Origin of the sequence: Phycicoccus avicenniae (assembly GCF_050496545.1) — a bacterium.
Taxonomy (GTDB): Bacteria; Actinomycetota; Actinomycetes; order Actinomycetales; family Dermatophilaceae; genus Phycicoccus; species Phycicoccus avicenniae_A.
The window spans coordinates 54930-75744 of sequence record NZ_JBNVZV010000010.1 but is presented as its reverse complement, the minus strand read 5'-3'; the positions used below and the strand labels follow the sequence as shown (position 1 = coordinate 75744).

Below are 20815 nucleotides of genomic sequence, written 5' to 3'. Positions count from 1 at the left end.
ACGTGGTCACTGCGGCGGGTCAGAACCCCAACAGCTTGCCGAGCGCCGAGAAGATGGCGTCGAACGTCCGCGCGATCGGGTTGCGCGGTCCGTCGGCGCTGGACTTCTGCCAGAAGAGCGGCTCGGCGCCGGTGAACTCCTCGTCGACCAGAGGCGTCCTGCCCAACAGGTACGGCCAGAACACCTCGGTGCGGTTGACCGTCGCGACGAGGCGGGAGTCGAAGCCCATCATGAGGTTCTGCTCGATCCTCGTGGACCCCCCACGGGGGTTGGTCGCCACGACGTCGCCGCTGCCCTGGACGACCAGGCTCCCGCTGCCGGTGAACAGGATGTACCGCACCTGCGACCTCGCGAACGACTGGAGCCCCCACCGCCACGTCGTCCGCAGCCCCGGGGAGCCGATCACCCCGACGACGTGCCGCGGGCGCATCACCAGTCCGGGGTGGTCCTCGAAGTCGATGCGCATCAGGTACGAGTTCGGGTCATCGGGGGTCGCCAGCGTCGCGCTGCTCAGCACGCCCTCGCCGCCGCCGACCCGGCTGAGGCCGTACAGGCCGGCCGCGAAGCTGATGAACGGCGACCTCCAGTCATAGAGAAGGCGACTGCGCACCCGGCCCTGCACCGGGCGGACGTGCTCCGACCGGGCCGACAGCACCTCCCCGGCGCCCAGGTCCACGGTGAGGGTGCGCCGGGCCTCGGTGGAGCGCAGGTCGGCGGTCGGGTGCTCGGTGTCGGCGGTCAGGTCCATCGGCTTCTGCAGCCGCCTCACCACCGGCATGAGCAGGAAGTAGCCGACGGTGCGCAGGAGCGCGGGCATGACCACGACGAGGACGGCGATGCCCGCCAGCCACCTCCAGGACCGGGACCACTGCTCCAGCACCCACCCCGCGCCGGAGTCGCGTGCCTGTCGGAGGCTGGTCTCCTCGGCCTTCTTCTGGCTCAGCTCCGACTCGGTGTTGGCGATGTCGCGCTCGAGGGTCTGGTCGCCGCCGTCACCGCCGCCGAGCCGGTCGAGCTTCTGCGCGGCGGTGAGGTCGGGGTCCCGGATGACCGCCGCGTCCGCCTCGGCGCGGGAGAGGTTGGCCTCCAGGGTGTCCAGTGCCTCGCCGGCCCTGGCCACGGCGGCCTCGGCGCTCTCGCAGGCGTCTCCAGGGGTCAGGAGGTCGCCGACCTTGCTCCAGAAACCACAGACCTCCTCACGCCCGGCGCGCAGCCGCTCGATCTCGTTCCGCTTGTCGCCGATGCTCCGCTGCGTCCGCTCGACCTCGGCCCGGAGGCGGACCTCGGTCCGCTCGATGCTCGCCCGCCGGCTCTCGTCGACCTCACGCGTCAGGCGAGCGAGGTCGTCCTCGAGGGTCGCGCGCTCCGCCGAGACGCGCTCCAGCCGGCCGCGGTCCGCCACGGCCTGCTGCAGCGGAGGAATCAGGGCCTGGAGCGCGAGGTAGGCGACGAACAGCGACAGCACCGTGGCCCCCAGCAGGCCCAGCTTCCTCAGCGCGAAGCCGAGGACGGCCGAGATCAGTCGCACCCGGCCGAGGGTAATCGGCGCGGACTCCCAGACGTGCGGTCCACGCGGAGGGCCTGGACCGGGGTCGTCGCCGGGCGCGGACGACGCGGGCCCGGACCGTGGAAGGCCGACGTCGCGAAGGCAGCCTCAGCCGGTGCGTCCGGCCCCGGCCCGGTCGCGCCGAAGGGTGCGGGAGAGGGCCACAGCGGTGCACACCACCCAGAGCAGGAGGAGCGCCCAGCCGAGCGGAGTGCTCCACCAGCCCTTCGCGGTGATGCCGACCACCAGCCCGGCGGCGGCCACCCCGAGCACGGCCACGTAGTAGACGCGGCGCAGCCACCGATCCGATCCCACGTCGCGAGGGTAGGACCTCGACGACCCTGGCGACCGGGGTTCGGCGAACACGGTCACATCCCGCGGGCCGATGTCGCGGTGGCCCGCGGCTAGGGTCGACGGCATGCGCTATCGAACCCTCGGCCACAGCGGCTGTGCCGTCTCCGAGCTGTGCCTCGGCACCATGACCTTCGGCACGGAGACCGACGAGGCCGGCTCGCACGAGCAGCTCGACGTCTTCCTCGAGGCCGGCGGAACGCTCGTGGACACCGCCGACGTGTACTCGGCCGGGGTGTCGGAGGAGATCATCGGCCGATGGCTCGCCGCCCGCCCGAGCGAGGTGACCGAGCGCGTCGTCCTCGCCACCAAGGGCCGCTTCGCCACCGACCAGGGGCCCAACGGCAACGGCCTGTCCGCGCGGCACCTGACCCGCGCCCTCGATGCCTCGCTCGGCCGGCTCGGCGTGGACTCCGTCGACCTCTACCAGGCGCACGCGTGGGACCCGCACACACCGCTGGAGGAGACCCTCCGCACGCTCGACGGGTTCGTCCAGGCCGGGAAGATCCGGTACTACGGCTTCTCGAACTTCACCGGCTGGCAGCTGACCAAGGCCGTGCACACCGCCCGGGCGCTCGGGCTCCGCGCGCCGGTGACCCTGCAGCCGCAGTACAGCCTCATCGTCCGCGAGATCGAGTGGGAGGTCGTCCCGGCCGCGCTGGACGCCGGGATGGGCCTGCTGCCGTGGAGCCCGCTCGGCGGCGGGTGGCTCTCGGGCAAGTACCGACGCGACGAGCGGCCCACCGGCGACACCCGGCTCGGCGACGACCCCGGCCGCGGCATGGAGGCCTACGACCGGCGCGGCACCGACCGCACCTGGCGCATCATCGACGCGGTCGGCCGGGTCGCCGAGGGCCGCGGTGTCTCGATGCCGGAGGTGGCGCTCGCGTGGGTGACGAACCGGCCGGCGGTGACGTCGACGATCCTCGGCGCGCGCACGACCGAGCAGCTACGTGCCAACCTGAAGGCCGCAGGGCTCGAGCTGTCGACGGAGGAGTCCGCGGCGCTCGACGAGGCCAGTGACCTCGGCGCCGCCGACTACCCGTACGGCGAGATGGGCATTGAGCAGCGCAGCCGCGACCTCGCTGGCGGCTAGGTGGCCATGGCGGCTGGCCGATCGTCGCCGGTGGGCTCGGTGTCGATGCGGTCCGAACCTTGCGCGGACGGAAAGGTGCGCCGGGTTCAGAGTGCGGTGAAAGCGCAGGCCACGACGACGTCCGTCCCGTAGGCCGTGCTCCGCATCTCCCCATGAACGTGCAGCCGGTCCCCGGCCTCCAACCGAGACAACTGCGCGAACACTGATGGGAACACGGCGATAGTCAGACTGCGACCATCATCGGCCGCGGCATCGATCCAGCCCCATGGCACATAAAGGTGGGTGAATCGGGAGCGAATGCGTACGACCGTGACATCCAGTCGCACCATGTCGCCGCTTACCGCAGCGCCGACCATCGCCTACAAGCGACCACGCGCATAGAGCCAGATCGCGTGGTCCAGTCGCGTGGCATCGACGTCCAGATGTCTCGCGGTCGAGTTGACCAGACGACGACAGTCCTCCGTCGAGATGTCTGACCTGACGCTCCCGCGGATGTACCGCTGAACCCAGGTATCAGGCTTGGAGTTTGGTTGGCCGAGCAGCATGCCGAAGTAAGCCCAGGTGATGCCTCCGCACCCAGGAACGCCGATGTAGGCGGCCTTCTGTTCGGCTGATCCGGTGAAATCCGATGCGTGCCGAAGCCCTACCTCTGACAGGCGGGACGCTGCATCAACGACCACCGCAGCTTTGGTGCGACCACCGCTCTTGGCCTTGTTGCTGAGGATGTGGGTCAGTCTCTGTATGTCCATCTCGCGAAGTCGAAGGAGGTCGTCGGCAGGGCCACCCCGATGCTCCGACCAACGCTCCACGACGGCGAGGACGCCCGTGGATGGGCGGCCCTCCGTGCCCGGCTGGCCATAGCGGGCTCGGATGGAGAAGATCGCATCGATCAACGCCAGCTCAACCTGACCGGGCCAACCTCCAGGCCACGCCGGAAGCTGATCGCCGACCGTGCTGCGAACGCGTGCAGCTAACACCATGACGTCTTCGTCTGAGATCCCCACGATCCACATGGTCGCAGGAGCCCCCGACATCGGTTGGGTTTCGCTCAGTCGCAGCGCTGCGCGAGCGTACTGCCCGCCTCGGCAGAGTGCGCGGCGGCTGGCTTGGTTCGTGTTTGCTTCCGGACGCCACGTGAACGAAAGTCAGGCGACCACGAGCCCAGTGGCGATGGCCCGGAGGTAGGACTCGACGAAGCCGCGGCTGACCTCGGTCGGCAGCCCGTCGAACGCGTGGAACGCGCCGGGCACGACCTCGAGGTCGGTCGGCACCCCGGCAGCGCGCAGCCGCTCCGCGTACAGCACGTCCTCGTCGTGGAAGAGGTCCGAGGTGCCGACGCCGATCCATGTCGGCGGGAGACCGGCCAGGTCCGTGGCCCGAGCCGGTGCAGCGTAGGGCGACACGTCCGCCGACCCCGGCGCGAACCCGAGGTAGGACCTCCACCCGAAGGCGTTGGCGGTGTTGTTCCACACCCTCCGCACGTCGGCGGCGGGGTCGGCGCCGGCCGCGGTGCGGTCGTCGAGCATCGGGTAGACGAGCACCTGCTTGTCGATTCGAACCTCGCCCCGGTCGCGGGCGGCCAGCACCACGCCGGCCGCGAGCCCGCCTCCGGCACTGGCCCCGGCGACGACGAGCGGCACGTCGGCGAGCTCCTGCAGGGCGGCGAGCCATCGGAGCGCCGCGTAGCAGTCCTCCAGCGGGGCGGGGAACGGGTGCTCGGGGGCGAGCCGGTAGCGAGGAGCGACGACGACGGCATCGAGGTCCTCGGCGATGCGGCGGCACAGCCGGGCGTCCTGCTGCGGCGACCCGATGACCATGCCGCCGCCGTGGATCCACAGCACGCCACCGCGCACCGCGCCCCTCGGCCGGTAGACCAGCGTCTCACCGTCCCCGACCGATGCGGTGTAGGCGCCGGCGACGGGGCGGTGCGACGACATCCGGCGCGAGAGGGCGAGGGAGCGGGGTCCGGCGACGGCTGCCGGCGGCAGCACCCGGGAGGCGGTCCGCAGGTCGGGGTGGAACGCGGTGGCGCTCAGGCGGGACCGCAGCCGGCCGGTGAACGACGTCGTCGAGGTCATGTCAGCATCCTGCGCGAGGACCCGTTGCGGGACAAGGGCTCGCGTGGCCCACCCCTCGGCCGGCCGGCACGGGACGTGACCCGCGCCGGCCGCGCGCCATCGTGTCAGCGGCGAAGGGGCGTCACCCGGATGTCGACCGACGCGGCCTTGCCTCCCGCCGCGTAGGCGGCGATGCCCGTCGCCGAGGCCGGCGGGAAGACCAGGTCGGTCACCGACACCTCGCCGCGCTGCGCCAGCACCTCGACCGAGCTGCGGTCCAGGTAGACCGTGAAGGTGGCCTTCCCCCGGTGCACCGTGACCGGCGCCTGCTCGACGCTCGCGAAGAGGCGGTTGAACGCGGTGTCACCGCTGCGGGTCCGGTCGACGAGCAGTGTCCCGTCGCGGCGGACGCCGATCCGGGTGCCGACGGCGCCGTCGGCGCTGCGGCGCACCACGATCCCTGCCTCGCCCGCCGACCCGAGGTCCACGCTGACGTCGACGCGGGCCACCGTGGCCCGGAGCCCGGTGCTGGTCTCACCGGACCGAAGCGACCGCACCTTCGCGTGGTCCCGCGATCGGGTGTCGGCCAGCTTGTCGACGCTGTGAACCGCCTTCTGGCGCAGGCGCGGACCATCGGGGGTCGAGACGAGGGAGAGCTGACGGGGCATCGTCATCTGGCCCCGCCACGGGTCGGTCGGCACGTCGCCGGCGTACTGCCAGTTGCTCATCCAGCTGATGGAGGTGCGCCGGTCGTCGGGCAGCCCGTTGAAGGTGACGCCCGCGTAGTTGTCGCGGCCGTAGTCGACCCAGTCGGCGCGCTCGGTGCCGTTGCGGGCGGGGGCCGACGCGAGCATGAACTGGTCGGCGAGCACGTGCCCCCATCCTCCGGAGCTGTGGTCGATGATCCGGATCTGCGCGGTGCGCCCCCGGAGGTCGCTGAGGTCCCACGACGCCCAGTCGAGGGCCTCGCTGTCCGAGCCGGTGGCCGACCGGACGACCTCGCCGCCCACGACGAGATTGACCGTGGTCTGGGTGTCGCGCGGCCCGGCAGCGTTGTCGGAGAACCGGATGTCGTCGACCATCAGGTGACCCCAGTCGCCACCGCTGTGCTCGTCCCGGACGACGATGCGCGCCTGCTTGCCGAGAGCCGGGCGCGCGTCGAGCGAGCGCCAGTCCATCTCGCCGGAGCTGTTGCCTGTCACCGAGGCGACGACCTCGCCGCCGGAGACGAGCTCGACGACGGTCGGGCCGCTCGTGCCGAGGGGGTGGTCTCCGCCGGCGACGAGCAGGTTGACGTGACCCTTGGTGACGGTGAACTCGGGGGAGACGAACGTGCCGACGGCGGGGTCGCACTTGTCCGGGACGACGCAGGTGTCGAGCACCTTGTCACCCTGGTGGTTCGGCAGGCCCGAGCTGGTGGCGCCGTAGCCGACGAAGTCGCCGGTGGCGCTCCACCCGGCAGGGAGGTGGGTGGTGGGGTCGAGGTCCTCGAAGTCGGTGAAGACCTCACCGCCGGGGTCGCCCTGGGTCGCGCCGGGGACTGCCGGATGGTTGCCGCCGCCGACGAGGAAGTTGAGGTAGCGCTGGTCGACGACGAACTCGGGGGAGGTCAGCTCGCCCTGGGCGGCGTCGAAGTCGACGAAGCTGTTGGCGAGGTGCTCGCCCACGTAGCCGGAGACCGTCTGCTGACCGGGGAGGCTGCCCGATGCCGGGGCGCTCCCGAAGGCCGTGCCCGTCGGGGTCCAGCCGGAGTACCCGTCTTCGAAGCCCTGCAGCAGACGCCCCGTCGGCGGCTCGTAGGTCGCGGGGCCGTCGGGGGTGAAGGTCGTGCCGTCGAAGTCACCGACGAAGTACTGGGTGCCGGACCCGCCGGCGATGCCGCCCGGGTTGAGGCTGACGAGCATCACCCACTTGACCGTCTTCTTGCCCTTGACACCCTCGACGGTGAGCGGGAAGAGGTCGGGGCACTCCCACACGCCACCGGTGGCGTTGCGAGGACCGAACTCGGACAGGCGGGTCCACGACTTCAGGTCGGCCGAGCGCCAGATGAGCACCTTGTGCTCGTTGGCGATCACCGCGACCATCCGCCACTCCTTCGCCGGCGCGTACCAGAACACCTTGGGGTCGCGGAACTCGCGCGAGCCGATGTCGATGACCGGGTTGCCGGAGTACTTGGTCCAGGTGCGGCCGTCGTCGGTGGAGTAGGCGAGCGACTGCGCCTGGATGCCCTCGCGACCGCTGGCCGCCGTGTAGGCGCTGGTGTACATCGCCACCATCGGCGGGTTCTTCGCGGTGCCGAGGCCGGAGGTGTTGCCGGTGTCGACGACGACCGACCCGGAGAAGACTCCCTCGTTCGCGTCGAACGGGATGGCGACGGGCTGCTCCGTCCAGTGGACGAGGTCCGTGCTCGTGGCGTGGCCCCAGGACATGTTGCCCCAGACGTTGCCGACCGGGTTGTGCTGGAAGAAGAGGTGGTAGACGCCCTTGTGGAAGACCAGTCCGTTGGGGTCGTTCATCCAGTTATTCGCCGGGCTGAAGTGGTAGGCCGGGCGGTGCTCGGGCGTGTCGGCAGAGGCCGGCGCCGCCGCGAGGGTGGCGAGGCAGGAGATGGCGCACAGGAGGGCGGCCGACCAGCGGCGCGCGACGGCAGAGGGTGCTCGTGTCATGGTGTCCCCGGGTGTTGACAACGTTGTCATGCGGTCGGGACGAAACGCTACCCGCGGACGACGCCCGGCGCGCGTCGAGCGACCGCCCGGGACGAGGTCGGCCCCCATCGGGCGCCGCGACGGCCACCCCATTGCGACGATGGCGGACGCCGGCCGATGCCGGCCGGCTCCGGCGGACCCCGAGCGCCGCCACTCTCAGCGGCGGATGACGCGTTGCTCGATCGCCGCCGCGACGGCCCCGGCCCGGGTGTCCACCCCGAGCTTCGAGTAGATGTGCGACAGGTGCGACTTCACGGTCGCCTCGGACACGAACAGCTCGCGGGCCATCTCCTTGTTGGCCATCCCGCGGGAGAGCAGCTCGAGCACCTCGACCTCCCTCTCCGTGAGCACCGGGCCGGGCGAGGACGCGCGGCGCACCAGGGTCGCGGCCACCGAGGGCGCGAGCACCGTTTCCCCGCGGGCCGTGGCCCGGATGCCGGCGAACAGCTCCTGCGGTGGCGCGTCCTTGAGCAGGTACCCCGTCGCCCCCGCGTCGAGGGCCGCCAGGATGTCGGACTCGGTGTCGTAGGTGGTCAGGACGAGCACCCGGGGCGGTGAGGGCAGTGACCGCAGGACGGCGGTCACCTCGACCCCGCCGGGGCCGGCACCCAGGTTGAGATCCATGAGGACCACATCGGGAGCCTCACGTCTCACGACGCGCTCGGCCGCGTCCACCCCGTCGGCGTCCCCGACGACCTCGAGGTCTGACTGGCTGTCGATGAGGGCCCGGAGACCGGCCCGCACGACGGGGTGGTCGTCGACGAGGACGACACGGACCGCGGCCACGGCCGTCACCCTAGGACACCGGCGGGGCCGGGACCGCCACGGAGACCGTCGTCCCCTCGCCCCGCGCGCTCTCCACCGCGGTGCGGCCCCCCAGCAGGGACACCCGCTCCCGGATGCCTCGCAGCCCGGTGCCGCGGGCGCCCCGGGCGCGCGGACGCTGAGGGTCGAAGCCCCGGCCGTCGTCGCGCACGTCCAGGAGCACCTCCGCGTGCTGGTAGGTGAGGGTGACGACGGCGCGCCCGGCGCCGGAGTGCTCGTAGACGTTGGCCAGGGCCCCGCGGGCGGTGCGGACCAGGGCGGTCGACACGGGATCGGGGACCGGCCGCGCCGAGCCGTCCACCCGCAGGGACACGTCGACCGATGGCGGCGCCTGGGCGAGCACGCCGTCCAGGGCACTGTGCAGCGCCTCGGCCGAGGTGTCCTCGTCGAGCCGGGCGGGGGCGAGGTCGCGGACCACGCGGCGCACCTCATCGAGGCCCTCGCGGGCGGTGCTCGCGGCGCGACGCACGTGGTCCCTGGCCTGCCCGGGCCGGCGGTCCCAGTCCTCGTCGGCCGCGTTGAGCAGGAGGTTGATGCTCGACAGGCCCTGGCCCACCGAGTCGTGGATGTCGCGGCTGAGGCGGGTCCGCTCGGTCAGGGCACCCGCGCGGTGCTGGGCCACCGCGAGGTCGCTCTGGGCGGCGCGCAGGTCGTCCAGCAGGGCCTGCCGCACGGCGGCCTCTCGCTCGAGCGCGCGATACCCGAGCACGGTGATGAGCGCCATCCCCGCCGGACCGGCGACGAGGGTCGGGTCGAGCCCGTCGGTGATCCGCAGCCACGCCAGGCACACGACCAGCGTCATGAGCGCCACGGTGCCGACGGCGTACCGGAAGGGCAGCACCTGCAGCGCGGCGAAGGCGAGCGGGACCACCGTCCAGGCGAACGAGGGCGCCAGCACGGTCAGTGCGGCCCACAGCGCCACGACGGCCACGAGCCAGGCGGTGGGCCACGAGGGCCCCTGCGGCAGGCGGCCGCGCATCGAGTAGGCGGCGACCAGCGCGACGGCGCCGACGAGCACCCCCAGACCGGCCGCGTCGAAGTCGTGGCGGACGAGGTAACGGACGGCGCAGGTGACGGTGAGCACCACGAGGACCGCCCGCAGCCACGCGTCCAGCCCGGTGGCCGGCGCGAGGATGCCGCCGCCACCGGTCCGGTCGGTCGCGTCGGAGGGGGCCGTGGTCGGGTCCATGGTGGGCCCAGCGTAGAGACGGGGGTGGAGGCGGGCGTCATCCATCTGGCTATCGAGGCGTCGCCGGGCGGATGACGCGGGCGCCCCGACGGTCGCACAGCATGGTCCCGGAGCCATGGTCCCGACCCCCGTCCTCGAAGGAGCCCCTCGTGAAGCGCACCGTCCCGGCCGCCCTCGCCGCCGCCGCCCTGACCGTCGTCCCCGCCGTGACGACCCTCGCCGCGCCCGCCTCGGCGCACGCCCGCCCCACCTCCTACACCCTGACGGGTGACCCCGGCGGCTCGAAGTTCGAGGGCATCGGCGCCGACACCCGCCGCGGTCTCTTCTACGTCAGCGAGGTGACCGGCGGCGAGATCCACCGCGGGAGCGCACGATCGGCGCGGACCGAGGAGTGGCTCGCGGGTGACGGCACCGACGGCCGCTTCACCGCCCGGGGGATCACGGTCGACCGCGCCGGCCGCGTCTACGTCGCCGGCGGGCCGAACGGGATCGGCCAGCCCGACCGCCCCGACCTCTGGGTGTACTCGCCGAGCGGGCGGCTGCTCGCCGCCCTGCGGGCGCCGGGGGACGACGTCTTCCTCAACGACGTCGCGATCGGTCCGGACGGCGCGGCCTACTTCACCAACTCCAACGCCCCGCAGGTGTACCGCGTGGCCCAGTCCCGCGGCGGCTGGACCGTGAGCCGGTGGGCCGACGCGACGGGGACCGTCCCGCAGCTCGAGGGCTTCAACCTCGGAGGCATCGTCGTCAGCGCCGACCGCTCGGCGCTGGTCGTGGCCCAGGGCACCACGGGGCGGCTCTGGCGGTTCGCCCTCAGGGACGGCAGCGTCTCCGAGGTGGCCACCGGCGGTGCCGACCTCACCGGCGCCGACGGGCTGGTTCGGCAGGGCCACCGGCTGCTCGTCGTGCGGAACTTCCAGCGGTTCGTCGCCACGCTCACGCTGACCGTGGACGGACGCCGGGCCGGCCTGGTCTCGCAGCGACCCACCGACCCGACCCGCGTGCTGACGACCGCCAAGGTCCTGCGCGGCCGGATCCTGTTCGTGGACAGCAAGTTCGACGAGACGGTCGCGACGCCTCCGTACGAGGTCGTCACCGACCCCTACGTCGGCTGACCTCCTCGCGGTCGGCGAGGCTCGTCCGCATCCGCCGTCGGCCCGGGAGGCGTGGCGGATGCGGCCCAGCGGCCGAGGGCGTCGATCGCCTCGCGCAGGGCGAGGCCTCGGTCCGTCAGCGCGTAGGCGCGGGTGTTGTGGCGGAGCGGCAACCGGGTCAGCACACCGGCGGCCTGCAGCTCGCGCAGGCGGGTGGCCAGCATGTTCGTCGGCGCGCCCAGGTCTCGCTGGAGGTCGCCGTAGCGCTGCGGGCCGTCGAGCAGCCGCTCCACGATGAGGAGCGCCCACCGGCTCCCGACGACGTCGAGGGCCGCGGCGAGGTCGCTCACTCGCCGGAGTCGGCGGGCGGCTTCATCCAGAACGGCGAGTAGTGGTAGCCGTCGGGGTCGTCGAACTGGCGCTGGTACATAAAGGGGTAGTCGTCGATGTCACCGATGCGCCCTCCCGCAGCACCGGCGCGCTCGACGAGGTCGTCGACCGCCTCGCGGCTGCCGAGGTCGAACGACACCGTCACCTTCGAGGGGGTGTCGGGTCCGCCGATCAGCTCCTCGGTGCCGCCGACGCTCGCGTACATCTCGCGGCTGCCGAGCATGAGGTACTGCTCGGGCGCGATGGCGAAGCACGACACGTTGTGGTCTGACATGTCCGGGTTGAGCGAGAAGCCGAGGGCTGTGTAGAAGGCGGTCGAGCGGTCGACGCTCTCGACGGGGCAGGTGATGAAGAGGCTCATGCGAGCATGCTTGCAAAATGCAAGTACGTGCGTCAAGACCTTTGTCATCGCCCGCCCGCTGACAGCCGGTCGGCGAGGAGCGCGCGGTCCGGCTCGGCCGGCGGGTGGGGGAGCTCGGACAAGACCAGCTACTCATCGTCGGACCCTGTAGTGCCACAGCGACCCGAATTCGGGGCGTCGACGCCGAGCGCCTCGCGAATAGCCGCGCAGGTCCGTCGCAGCAGGTACCTCTGTCGTGGCGGCCGCGCTCCAGCTACAGCGGCGACCTCGGCAGCATTGGCCCAGGCGTCCTCGGCGCTCGGGCCGCCGGGGCCTTGGAGAGGAGGGGCGCCCGGTGCGCGTGAGAGGCCCGAACGGGCATCCATTTCAAGTGATGCGCCAGCGTCGAGGTCGAGTCCTACCGCCCACTGTGGGCGCTCTCATCCGCCCACTTAGCCCTTGGCTCCGCCCACTCAGGGGTGTCGGCTCACGGCCAATCTCCGGGGGGTAGCTCAACGCCCAACAGGAAGAGGGGGGCGCCACCTTGCCCGGTAAACCCATGCCTCGATCATCAAGGGATCCGCAGTAGTGGAATGAGCCTTGTTCGTCGCGCGAGGCAGTCGAAGTCGCCTAGTAATGATGTACTACCCCTCATGAGCCGACCGACGGTGACCGATGATCAGTTGAGCCGCGGGGCGGCCCTTGGCCGAGTCATCTCGCAATGTCGTCAAAACGCTGGGCTTACGCAAGCGGAGCTGGCGACCGCCGCAGGCATCAGCCTGCATTCGCTGCTAAAACTGGAGCAGGGCCACGTAGCAAACCCCGGCGTGTTCACGGCCTCGGCACTCGCAGACGCCCTCGACAAACCACTGCAGCGTTGGGTCCGCTCTGCGAATCTCAATGGCACGGCAGGGCATCTTTCAACCGTAGGGTACGAAGGACTCGACCTTGAGACGTTCCTCGACCGGCTGGTCGACCTGAGGGTGGAGGTCATCGCCGACGTTCGATTGAACCCGATCAGTCGCAAGCCGGGATTCAGTAAGACGAGGTTAGGCGAAGCCCTTCGCTCCCGCGGGATGGAGTACTTGCACTACAGGGCCTTGGGAAATCCAAAGGATAACCGCGCCGCCTTCGCGGGCAACGAAATCGAGCAAGGAAGGCTTCGGTACCACTCTTTGCTTGGTGCTGAGCCTGCGCGGGCCGCCCTTCGTGACATTCAGAGCCGCGCGGCGCGGCAGCATGTTGCACTTCTGTGCTTCGAGCATGACGAGGAGAGTTGTCACCGCTTCGTGGTCCGCCAACACATCGGTCAGTTGGGGTAGTACACCCCGAGGACGTGAAAGACATGGTGCCGTTTCGACTGGTTACCTACGAAGAACGATGGCTCTCGCCCGGTTCCGAACATCTGATCCAAGAACCGCGATCTCAGCGCGTCCCGCACTTCCGCATCCGAGCGACGAGCGAGGCGGCGCTGCAAAGCGACAAACTCCCAATCGATGATGGACTGCTCGTGGCCCCGACAGCTCTCAGCGTGGCACCGCCAAACGTAATGACCGACGAATCGCGGCGGCTCCAACGGAGTCTTGTCGGCCGAATCGAAGAGGTCGAGTTGGCTCACGTAGGCGTCAATCTTGGCCTGCTCGACTGCTGACCAGCCCGGGTGCCGGGTGATCTTGAGGTCGCGGATGTCCCGGATTGGCGCCAACCCCAAGGAGGGTCCCGTGGCGCCCGCCTGATTCACGCCATTGAGCTCACACATATCGTCAACCGCTAGCGAGTCCAGCAGTTCTCGCCGCCGTTGCCATGGGGGTAGATGATCCGTCACAACCAACGAGCTGATGTCCGGCTTCCAAGACTCAGCTCTAGGGTCTCCCACCGCTGGCGTCGCGCGCACGCGGACGATGTCGTACTTAGTGAACTTGAGGTCTGCCTCGAGGAATCGAAAGTTGACCGGGTAAAGGCGCACCCATCTGGCGCGAGTTCGTCCTGCCGTTAGCCCGACGCCGGCCACGCATACCGTCTCTCCGGACTTCTCCGAGGGGTTGGGCGCAGCTTTAACCGTGATGAGAACCTCAAGTTCTTCTTGTCGCGCTGGCTTGACGTTGTTGCGATCCAGTCCCCCGAATAGCGATTCTTGCCCACGAACCACGCCTTCCCCCTTTGCTTGACCCATGACGGCCGCTGGGCCACGTGCTGCTGAAGCCCCCCAGCAGGAACGAGCGTGCCATCGACGCGTGGAACTCCGCAGTCCCTCGCACAGAATTGGGGCTTAGGTCGGCGATCGCGCGAGTGTGCACACTCGGCCGATCGAACGAACCTGGGGTGAATGCCAACGCCAATCCGCCGACAGAGCGCGTGGCGTTTAGACCCACCCGACGTCAACCAATGCCCCGGATGGCGGAACGGATGGCTCGACTCAGACCAGCGGCGCTGGCGGACGTGCCGTCATGTGCAAGGCGCCTACCCGAAGGTCTGTGATGCATGTGAAGGGTGTACCCGCTTTGGGCCCCCTTCGAGGCGACGCAGAGGGCGACGGCCCTGCCGGCTTTGACGCCCTCGTAGCAGCGCTCGTGGTCAGGATGCGCCGCGATTCGCACCCACCGCCGCTCGGGGCGGTTGCGCCTACCCAACGCAGCAGCCAGCGCGGCGGGGTCTGAGTGCCGAGAGGCAGGATCCGCGCTAAGGGTCCTCATCACGATGTCACGGGTGCCCCTAGAAACGTGCGGAGCCAACTCCCACAGATCGACCAGGACGGCCGTCGCTGCATCCCGGTAGCGAGTGCCCGTGACTGGCGGCGTTCCCGCCAGCAACCAATAGAGGGTCGCTCCCAGACTGAATACCTCGCTGCGTACGCAGTAGACCGCACCGTCGCCCGAGTACCCCGGAAGGGCGACGGCTCCGACCTCCGGGGCCATCGTCTCTAGCGTCCCACCTGCCGCAACGCAGCCCGAGGCGTTCTGTGCCCCAGCCAAGCTCAAGTCTCCAACCAGACACTTGCCCGAGTCGGTGACGAATAGATTCTCAGGCTTAACGTCTCGGTGCAGGAGTCCGTGACGGTGGACGCGGGCCAGTCCGTTGCACGCCTCCCGCACCCAACTCACTGCTTGCTCCTCCGCCACACCGAGGGTCGGGTCGATGCGGTCCATGACGGTGCCGTGTTCGGCCACGTCGGTTACGACGTACCTCGTTCCCTCCGGCGTCGTGTCGGCGTTGCGGACGGGGAGGATGTAGTCGCCGCTGAGCGAGTTGAGCAGACGCGCCTCGGCCCAAGGGCCCGCGATCTGGTTGGGCCCGAGGAGTTTGAGGGCGAAGATCGCATCGAGGTTGATGTCGTGAACGCGCCAGACCTCGCCGTGCTGACCCGAGCCGAGACTGTCCAACACCTCATAACGATCTGCGATGACGGAGCCGATCGGGCTGGGCGCGGCGGATGACATGAGGCAAAGGCTAGGCACAATGACCAGGTGAGAGTCTTGGGAATCGCCGTCAGGGTCAACAATTGGAAGTCGACCGTGAGTATGGTGCTGCTCGAAGGAGAGAGCGGCGACGACGAGTCGACCGCGAGAGTCGTCGAGGAGTTCCCCGTGACGGGGGACGACGACGACTGGGCTGCGCACGTCGGAAATGTCGCTACGGCGGTGAGGGGTCACGCGAAGTCCATGAAACCGGACACGGTCATAGTGCGAAGAGCGGACCAGGCACCTCAGAGTCGCAATAGTGACGGCCCGAAACTGCGGCTCATGATCGAGGGTGGGATCGTCTCCGCCTGTCTGGATGTGACCTCCGATGTCCGGGTGCGCACAGGGAAGGAGTGCGCAAAGGCGCGAGACACCTCCAAGGACGATCTGGACAAGCGCTCAGGAACGTTGGTGGCCAAGGCCCACGCTGAGGCGGCCGCGGCCGCCCTGAGCTCCATGGCATGAGTGGCGCGCCGGGCAGCCACTGCCCGTCGCCCTTTGCATTGGTGCACACTGGCCGGGTGGCCACCAAACTGCTCGCTGGGGTGCTGGAGGCACAGACCCGCAACAGCCTGTTGGCCGGGGACGAACTCCTAGCTGCCGCTCAGGCCTTGGTTGAGTTGATGCGGACTCAGAACGCAGTCGCCCTGCCCAGCGACGGGGTTGGTGACCGAATTCTTGGCGCAGCCTTGCTGTTGGATCCCACGCTTCCCCTGGCAGACCGCTCCCTCCGCTTCGACGGTTGCAGCGTCCTTCTTGTAGCGGGGCACATCTCTGGGGAGGCGAACGTGTCAACGCGCGCTCAATCTGTGCGGGCGCTTGGCGCGATTTACGTCGAAGCGGCACTGCTCAGCCACTGGGCTGAGCCAATTGAGGGGTGTGACGCGGTGCGGAGCATCGGAAACGATCGGCACCTCAACGCCGTGACGGGCTGATCGCCTACGGGTTCTGCAATCGTCAAACGGTGCGGAGTAGCCGCCATATGGCCGCATGCCGCCTGACCGTCTCGCAAGCTTGGTTCGTCGGCCAAGCTTGCGGTTCGCCTGAGGAGGCTCAGCAGATGCCCACGCGGTGTGCGATTGCGGGTGACGCGGCTAAGCCACTCAGAGTCTCACGTCACCCGCGCCACCGGCTATCAGCGTCTCTGCGCCGCCAGATCAACCGTGCCGCTCCTCCAAGAGATACGAGGCAGCGTCCCGCATGGGTTCCAACCATCGGCGCTCAGCAACCCGCTCGTCGTACATTGCGTGCCGGCCCTTGCCATCCGGGGGCGCCTCATCCCGGCGGGGCCAAGTCCAACCGTTCACCAGGGTTTGAGCAGGCATCCAATCGCCGTCGTGGCGGACATACGGTTGAGCCCGCCTCCACTCGCCATCGTGCCTCACGTACGTCTCGGCTTGCGACCAGCGCAGTCGCCGCACATCGCCCCCGGCGTGCTGAACATCGTTGCGGCACCACATGAGACCACCGAGCACACGTCCATTCGGGCTGGCATCGCGGTGCTCGTAGTAGCCCTGGTCCCGCCTCCTCTCTACTTCCTCCGCCCCATACAGCGCTGCGAGGACGTTCAGCGTTAGTGCCCATGCTTCCTCCTCGTCGTGGCCGTCATAAGAGGCAGCCGCGGACAGCGATCTCTCTATGGCGCTCGCGAACCGTCTCGCCGGCTTGTTGTCGGCCTTCATGGTCCTGAGGTTAGGACCAGCCCGATCGCCGAGCGTCTCAAGCGCCACTTCCACATCGTGGCGACCAAAGCGTGGCGGCGGTTTTGACTCCCTAGAGCAACGTACGGCCATGGCGCAGCACGTGCATCTCCTCGCCGCCCGTGGCACCGAGCCGACGAGCGGCGTCGGAGCGCATCGCCCGTCGTTGAGCCACTCGTCCCGGTTGGAAGGGACCATCTCAGAAGAGACTGTCCACTTCGAGATGCCTTCAGACGGGAAGGGAAGAGACGAAAGGAACGCTTGCACCCAGGCGTCGGTAGTCGTCCCTTGCGCGAAGGACCGGACACCCCCCGGAGATCCAGCCACCTCTGGTTGCACGGACTACGCTGCGCGGGATGGACGAGGTGCAAGTAGTCGCCGTGGCAGCCATGGTCGGAGCAGCTGGAGCAGTCCTCGCCCAAGTGGTCGCGGCGATCGCCACATCGCGCAGGGACTCGAAGCGGATTGACTGGGAGCGTCAGCAGTGGCAGGACGACACAACGCTGGAGTATCTGCGTAGTGAGGTCGCGCGCAAGTCGCAACTCTTCGGTGAAGTAAACGCGGCAGCGAAGGTACAGATCCGGCTCTTGGAGCGGGCGTTGCGTCACGAGACCCCCCGTCGCGACCTGGCCGAGTCTGAGGCATATCACGAACTCGAGGTGCTTGAACTGGGCGTCAGTTTGAACGCAAGCCGCACAGTGCAGGAACTGTATAGCGACATGATGGACTTGCTGTTGTCGCTTTGCTACGACCTCAGCACTGCATCTGCACGCCGTGCCGGCGGGGCGCATGACGATGCAGAGTTGCAAGCCTTTATGACGTCATACAGAGATCTCATGTCGGCTATGCAGCACGACTTGAAGTTCGCGCACGACCAGTTGAGGCCCCAGTCGCAGGAACAGTAACGCGGGCGGCTACCAGCGAAGCCGCAATTCTTCCTGGTAAGGCAGTCCTTCACGATCCGGATGCGGTCGGCGACTCGACTCGGGTGAAGTGGCGGGACTCTCTCAGTAGACCAGCGCCGAAGGCCGCCCCCTGGGGGTGCGTCATAGCGCCCCTTGAGAGTGGCGGCACTCACGAGGCATTTGGCTTGAGCCGATGAGTCTGCGTGCTAGACGCCGCCGCGGACGCGCACGTGTCGCCGCTCCAACACTCCTGTCCAGCCGTCGCGCCTGTAGTCGACACGCACATCGGTGTTGTTGGGCACGGTCACCTGGATGGTGTCGCCTGGCTCGACCACGACTCCCGTCCACCGTCCTGCGAACGTCTCCTCGCGAGTAAGTTCCCCTATTTGGTCGTCGAGGAACATCCTCACTCCAGTGCTAGCGGCGACATCGTCCTGAAGGATCTGCGGTACGAATCGGCCGCGGGTGTCGTCGTACATCGACGAGTTGGTCACCTGCACGCGAAGCAGGCGCCCCGCCACGGCGGAGTCGTTACGAAGGACCCAGGTGTCGGAAATCGGCTGCCCACACCAATCGCTTGCGCGCTTGAGCCGGGTGAGGACGACGCCGCGCGGTAACAGCAGCCACAGCACGATGCCCACCACCGTGGACGCGGCGACCCCAACCAGGAAGTCCTCGATCATGCGCTGCACCATAAGTGCGCAGGGGTGAGCGAGGTGAGACACCACACCGCCGCGTTCAGACCTCGACCTAACGGTGTGACGTAGAGAACGGCGTCGCTCCGCCGCCTGCGAGGAAAACCCCGCTAGGGCACCGCATCGTTGCGGCGCACCATCTGCCGGACGATTCGATCACTAGGGGCCGCGCCCCCGTCCCGCTCACGTCCGGTGGTCAGCGCGGTCGGCTACCGGGTGATCCTTGCGATAGATCAACTCGATATCGTGCGTCTCGTCGTAGGTCTCGAACAGGGTTGTGAGACCTGCAAGCACTCGGCGCTCTTCGGACAGGGTTGAAGAGGCAGGTAGTCGCATTGCTTCAACAACGTACGACCGATACAGGTCGAAGGCGACTTCAATATCGAGCCCGTGGGCCACGGCCGACTCGACAGCTGCGTGGTAAGACAACCAAGCGAGCGCCCAGATCGCCCCGACAACTAGCCACCACCTTGGATTCTGAAGCGCGGCCTGCAGGTCGCGAAGAACAATTGCGGACGCAAGCAGACCGGTGAAGCTCCACGTGACGGCAAGGCGAGACGACACATCCAACTGTGTCACCTCGTCCTCGATGGAGGACCGGTGGTGCGCTGGGAGCAGCGGGTAGAGACGAGGCCAGACAACAACGCTTTGAAGACCGTATCGGCGGCCGGACCTATCCTCTGCCGCCCTTAGGGCGTTCCCCAGAGCCGTGGGCAACAGCCGATCCTCCGAGGGGAAGCGCTCTTCAAGGCGGTCCATGGCCGCTTCTGCGCGGGCCTCAAGCGCTCTCTGCTGTGCAGCTCCCCGACTTGGATCCTCGGTCACCGAAAGTCGTCCCTCCAAGCGAGTGAACCGTCGCGTCTGGCGCCAAAGGCCCAGTCGATACGCCCACCCGTGCGAGGAGACGGGCCAGTAGCCCTCCAGCAGCTGCACCATGCGGAACTGAAGCGGCTGGAGCGTCACCGCTAGGGCGATGGCCGTGACAGTTACGAGCCCGACCTCCTTCACATTGAGGGCGGCAAACGCTGATGTGACGGAGGTCCATGTGAGGTCCTTGGAGGGCGCGCCAACGAGGAGCATCGTCGCAAGGACCCACACAGCAAGAAGGGTCGGCAGAAGGCCCACAGCCTGTAGCCGAGCACCAAATTGCTTGATGGCATCACTAATGGTGAAAGGTTAGCGAGAGGTGAGCCGATTACTCTGCAGGCTCGCGATCAGGGAGTTCACTCGCGCGTAGGCCACACGGGCACTTCGCTCGTTGCCTCGCCCGTTCGGGGATCTTGTAGACCCTTTCGCATGTACAGGTGATCTCGAGCATGCCGCGATCCGCAGCGCCCCTAAGGCGCCGCGCTCCTGGACCTCCAACAGGACTCACGGCTACGCCTCCTATCGAGAGGGTATGCGGATATCACCGGCCGTGGCTATCGGTCGGCGCACCCTTCCAGCTTTCGTCGTGCGGACTGGGCCTATGGTCGCGTCGATCGAGCGCCGTAGAGGAGTGGCGGTTCGCTCACGCTGAAAACGAGCCTGTGAGACGCGCAGCGGAGCGTCGCATCGCAGCAGGTGCCGCAGCGCACGATCGGCGATGTGCGCAACGCCTGGACGTTTCGGCTGACCGCCGCCACCATGGAATGCCGAGCGAAGGAGCATTGCGGTGGCCTACACGAAGTCTGACGTCAGTTACGTCCGCCTCGACAGTGCGCAGATCTGGGCAGCGAAGGACGGCACTATCCACATCACGAGCGACGACAAGGACGTCAAGGACTTCTTCCACACCTACATCAACAACAATCCGGCGTCCAAGCGCTACCACCCGGCGGCGTACAGGCAGCTCGCTCGCATACTGACGATGTTTGGCAAGGACGTCCCGGGGTGGGATCCCGCTAATGCGGTGGCCACCCAGGATGCCGACAGGGAATAGTCGACCGCGCACGTTCCAACCCATCCTATTGGGGGCGAGCGCCCGTTCGCCGGCCATCCGCCCCACACCCAAGCGGTGCACACTGCTCGATTGGTGCGTCACTTCGCCGCAAGTGACCTGCCTACGAGTAGGCGAGCCTGCAAGTGGCAGAGTCGGCCGATGATCGCTCGGGAGTTCATCGAGCTCTACCCGGCGGTGTTCCACATGGCGTCGCGCACTGCGTAGCCGTCGATCCAACGGTTCGCCCCTCTCTCCACTGAGCGATTGCTGCACCCGTATGGCGTCGGCCGAGCATCGGGCGGCACTGCTCACCGTGCGTCGTCGGCAGTCGCTAGTCCTCAGGGGCCGCGGCCTGCCGCCTGCAGAGATCCGAGATGGACAAGGACACGACCGACTGGCTGGATCCGACGCGACCGATGGCTACGCCGCATCCGCGATAGCGGCTGGTGCCCATAAGTGAATGTGAGGCTGCTCGTTCCATGCTCCCGGGCCAAGAGCGGCGAACGCCTTGTTGGCGCGCCGGCGCGCTCGGCCAGGCCAACT

Annotated in this window: 20 protein-coding genes; 7 read left to right on the top strand and 13 right to left on the bottom strand. The window is 68.6% G+C overall.

All coding sequences use genetic code 11. The annotated features are described in order from the left end of the window. Positions 1-19 precede the first annotated feature (19 nt). Together ACQZ2A_RS10440 and ACQZ2A_RS10435 are read right to left on the bottom strand one after the other, a co-directional pair. On the bottom strand, positions 20-1528 hold the full coding sequence (locus tag ACQZ2A_RS10440; RefSeq protein ID WP_430210471.1) for a hypothetical protein: 1509 nt from the start codon (positions 1526-1528) through the stop codon (positions 20-22). A gap of 126 nt (positions 1529-1654) precedes the next feature. Continuing rightward, complete coding sequence (locus tag ACQZ2A_RS10435) at positions 1655-1861, bottom strand: hypothetical protein (RefSeq protein ID WP_430210468.1); 207 nt, start codon at positions 1859-1861, stop codon at positions 1655-1657. A 103-nt stretch (positions 1862-1964) separates the two neighbouring features. Here ACQZ2A_RS10435 and ACQZ2A_RS10430 point away from each other — a divergent pair, with 103 nt between their 5' ends. Beyond that, positions 1965-2993 (top strand): aldo/keto reductase, encoded by a 1029-nt coding sequence (locus tag ACQZ2A_RS10430; RefSeq protein WP_430210465.1) that lies wholly within the window; start codon positions 1965-1967, stop codon positions 2991-2993. Positions 2994-3352: 359 nt separating this feature from the next. Here the strand turns inward: ACQZ2A_RS10430 and ACQZ2A_RS10425 are convergent, their stop codons facing one another. The 5 genes from ACQZ2A_RS10425 to ACQZ2A_RS10405 all read right to left on the bottom strand — a co-directional run bounded on the left by ACQZ2A_RS10425 (position 3353) and on the right by ACQZ2A_RS10405 (position 9769). Next, the gene (locus tag ACQZ2A_RS10425) at positions 3353-3997 is read right to left on the bottom strand and encodes a hypothetical protein (protein WP_430210463.1); all 645 of its coding nucleotides are present in this window, start codon (positions 3995-3997) and stop codon (positions 3353-3355) included. Between the two features lie 141 nt (positions 3998-4138). Then, complete coding sequence (locus ACQZ2A_RS10420) at positions 4139-5071, bottom strand: alpha/beta hydrolase (protein ID WP_430210460.1); 933 nt, start codon at positions 5069-5071, stop codon at positions 4139-4141. 104 nt (positions 5072-5175) lie between these two features. Further along, positions 5176-7716 (bottom strand): GH32 C-terminal domain-containing protein, encoded by a 2541-nt coding sequence (locus tag ACQZ2A_RS10415; protein WP_430210457.1) that lies wholly within the window; start codon positions 7714-7716, stop codon positions 5176-5178. Between the two features lie 195 nt (positions 7717-7911). Beyond that, entirely contained in the window at positions 7912-8541 is a 630-nt protein-coding gene (locus ACQZ2A_RS10410) for a response regulator (protein WP_430210454.1), read from the bottom strand. 10 nt (positions 8542-8551) lie between these two features. Continuing rightward, positions 8552-9769, bottom strand: coding sequence for a sensor histidine kinase (locus ACQZ2A_RS10405; protein WP_430210453.1), 1218 nt, complete (start codon positions 9767-9769; stop codon positions 8552-8554). Between the two features lie 149 nt (positions 9770-9918). Between ACQZ2A_RS10405 and ACQZ2A_RS10400 the strand changes: the two genes are divergently transcribed. Continuing rightward, positions 9919-10884 (top strand): SMP-30/gluconolactonase/LRE family protein, encoded by a 966-nt coding sequence (locus ACQZ2A_RS10400; protein WP_430210451.1) that lies wholly within the window; start codon positions 9919-9921, stop codon positions 10882-10884. Here the strand turns inward: ACQZ2A_RS10400 and ACQZ2A_RS10395 are convergent. Both ACQZ2A_RS10395 and ACQZ2A_RS10390 read right to left on the bottom strand, forming a co-directional pair. After that, the gene (locus ACQZ2A_RS10395; RefSeq protein WP_430210448.1) at positions 10872-11213 is read right to left on the bottom strand and encodes a winged helix-turn-helix transcriptional regulator; all 342 of its coding nucleotides are present in this window, start codon (positions 11211-11213) and stop codon (positions 10872-10874) included. The two genes, ACQZ2A_RS10400 and ACQZ2A_RS10395, sit on opposite strands and share 13 nt — an antisense overlap. Continuing rightward, positions 11210-11614, bottom strand: a complete 405-nt coding sequence (locus ACQZ2A_RS10390) for a VOC family protein (protein WP_430210446.1) — start codon at positions 11612-11614, stop codon at positions 11210-11212. The genes ACQZ2A_RS10395 and ACQZ2A_RS10390 overlap by 4 nt, the downstream gene beginning before the upstream one ends. Before the next feature lie 632 nt (positions 11615-12246). Between ACQZ2A_RS10390 and ACQZ2A_RS10385 the strand changes: the two genes are divergently transcribed. Then, positions 12247-12915 (top strand): DUF488 family protein, encoded by a 669-nt coding sequence (locus ACQZ2A_RS10385; protein WP_430210444.1) that lies wholly within the window; start codon positions 12247-12249, stop codon positions 12913-12915. Here the strand turns inward: ACQZ2A_RS10385 and ACQZ2A_RS10380 are convergent. Beyond that, positions 12903-13766 (bottom strand): hypothetical protein, encoded by an 864-nt coding sequence (locus ACQZ2A_RS10380; RefSeq protein ID WP_430210442.1) that lies wholly within the window; start codon positions 13764-13766, stop codon positions 12903-12905. The genes ACQZ2A_RS10385 and ACQZ2A_RS10380 overlap by 13 nt on opposite strands. A 205-nt stretch (positions 13767-13971) precedes the next feature. After that, positions 13972-15030, bottom strand: coding sequence for a serine/threonine-protein kinase (locus tag ACQZ2A_RS10375; RefSeq protein WP_430210441.1), 1059 nt, complete (start codon positions 15028-15030; stop codon positions 13972-13974). 84 nt (positions 15031-15114) lie between these two features. Between ACQZ2A_RS10375 and ACQZ2A_RS10370 the strand changes: the two genes are divergently transcribed. From ACQZ2A_RS10370 to ACQZ2A_RS10360, 3 genes are all read left to right on the top strand, one after another. Beyond that, the gene (locus tag ACQZ2A_RS10370; protein ID WP_430210439.1) at positions 15115-15516 is read left to right on the top strand and encodes a hypothetical protein; all 402 of its coding nucleotides are present in this window, start codon (positions 15115-15117) and stop codon (positions 15514-15516) included. 56 nt (positions 15517-15572) lie between these two features. Further along, positions 15573-15986: a hypothetical protein gene (locus tag ACQZ2A_RS10365; RefSeq protein WP_430210437.1), complete on the top strand. Its 414-nt coding sequence runs from the start codon at positions 15573-15575 to the stop codon at positions 15984-15986. Between the two features lie 1121 nt (positions 15987-17107). Then, positions 17108-17656: a hypothetical protein gene (locus ACQZ2A_RS10360; RefSeq protein ID WP_430210434.1), complete on the top strand. Its 549-nt coding sequence runs from the start codon at positions 17108-17110 to the stop codon at positions 17654-17656. A 206-nt stretch (positions 17657-17862) separates the two neighbouring features. Here the strand turns inward: ACQZ2A_RS10360 and ACQZ2A_RS10355 are convergent, their stop codons facing one another. Beyond that, complete coding sequence (locus ACQZ2A_RS10355; RefSeq protein ID WP_430210432.1) at positions 17863-18339, bottom strand: hypothetical protein; 477 nt, start codon at positions 18337-18339, stop codon at positions 17863-17865. Positions 18340-18534: 195 nt separating this feature from the next. After that, entirely contained in the window at positions 18535-19476 is a 942-nt protein-coding gene (locus ACQZ2A_RS10350; RefSeq protein ID WP_430210429.1) for a hypothetical protein, read from the bottom strand. A gap of 529 nt (positions 19477-20005) precedes the next feature. On the opposite strand from ACQZ2A_RS10350, the gene ACQZ2A_RS10345 reads away from it, so the two are divergent. Then, positions 20006-20272: a hypothetical protein gene (locus tag ACQZ2A_RS10345; protein WP_430210427.1), complete on the top strand. Its 267-nt coding sequence runs from the start codon at positions 20006-20008 to the stop codon at positions 20270-20272. Positions 20273-20815: the final 543 nt, after the last annotated feature.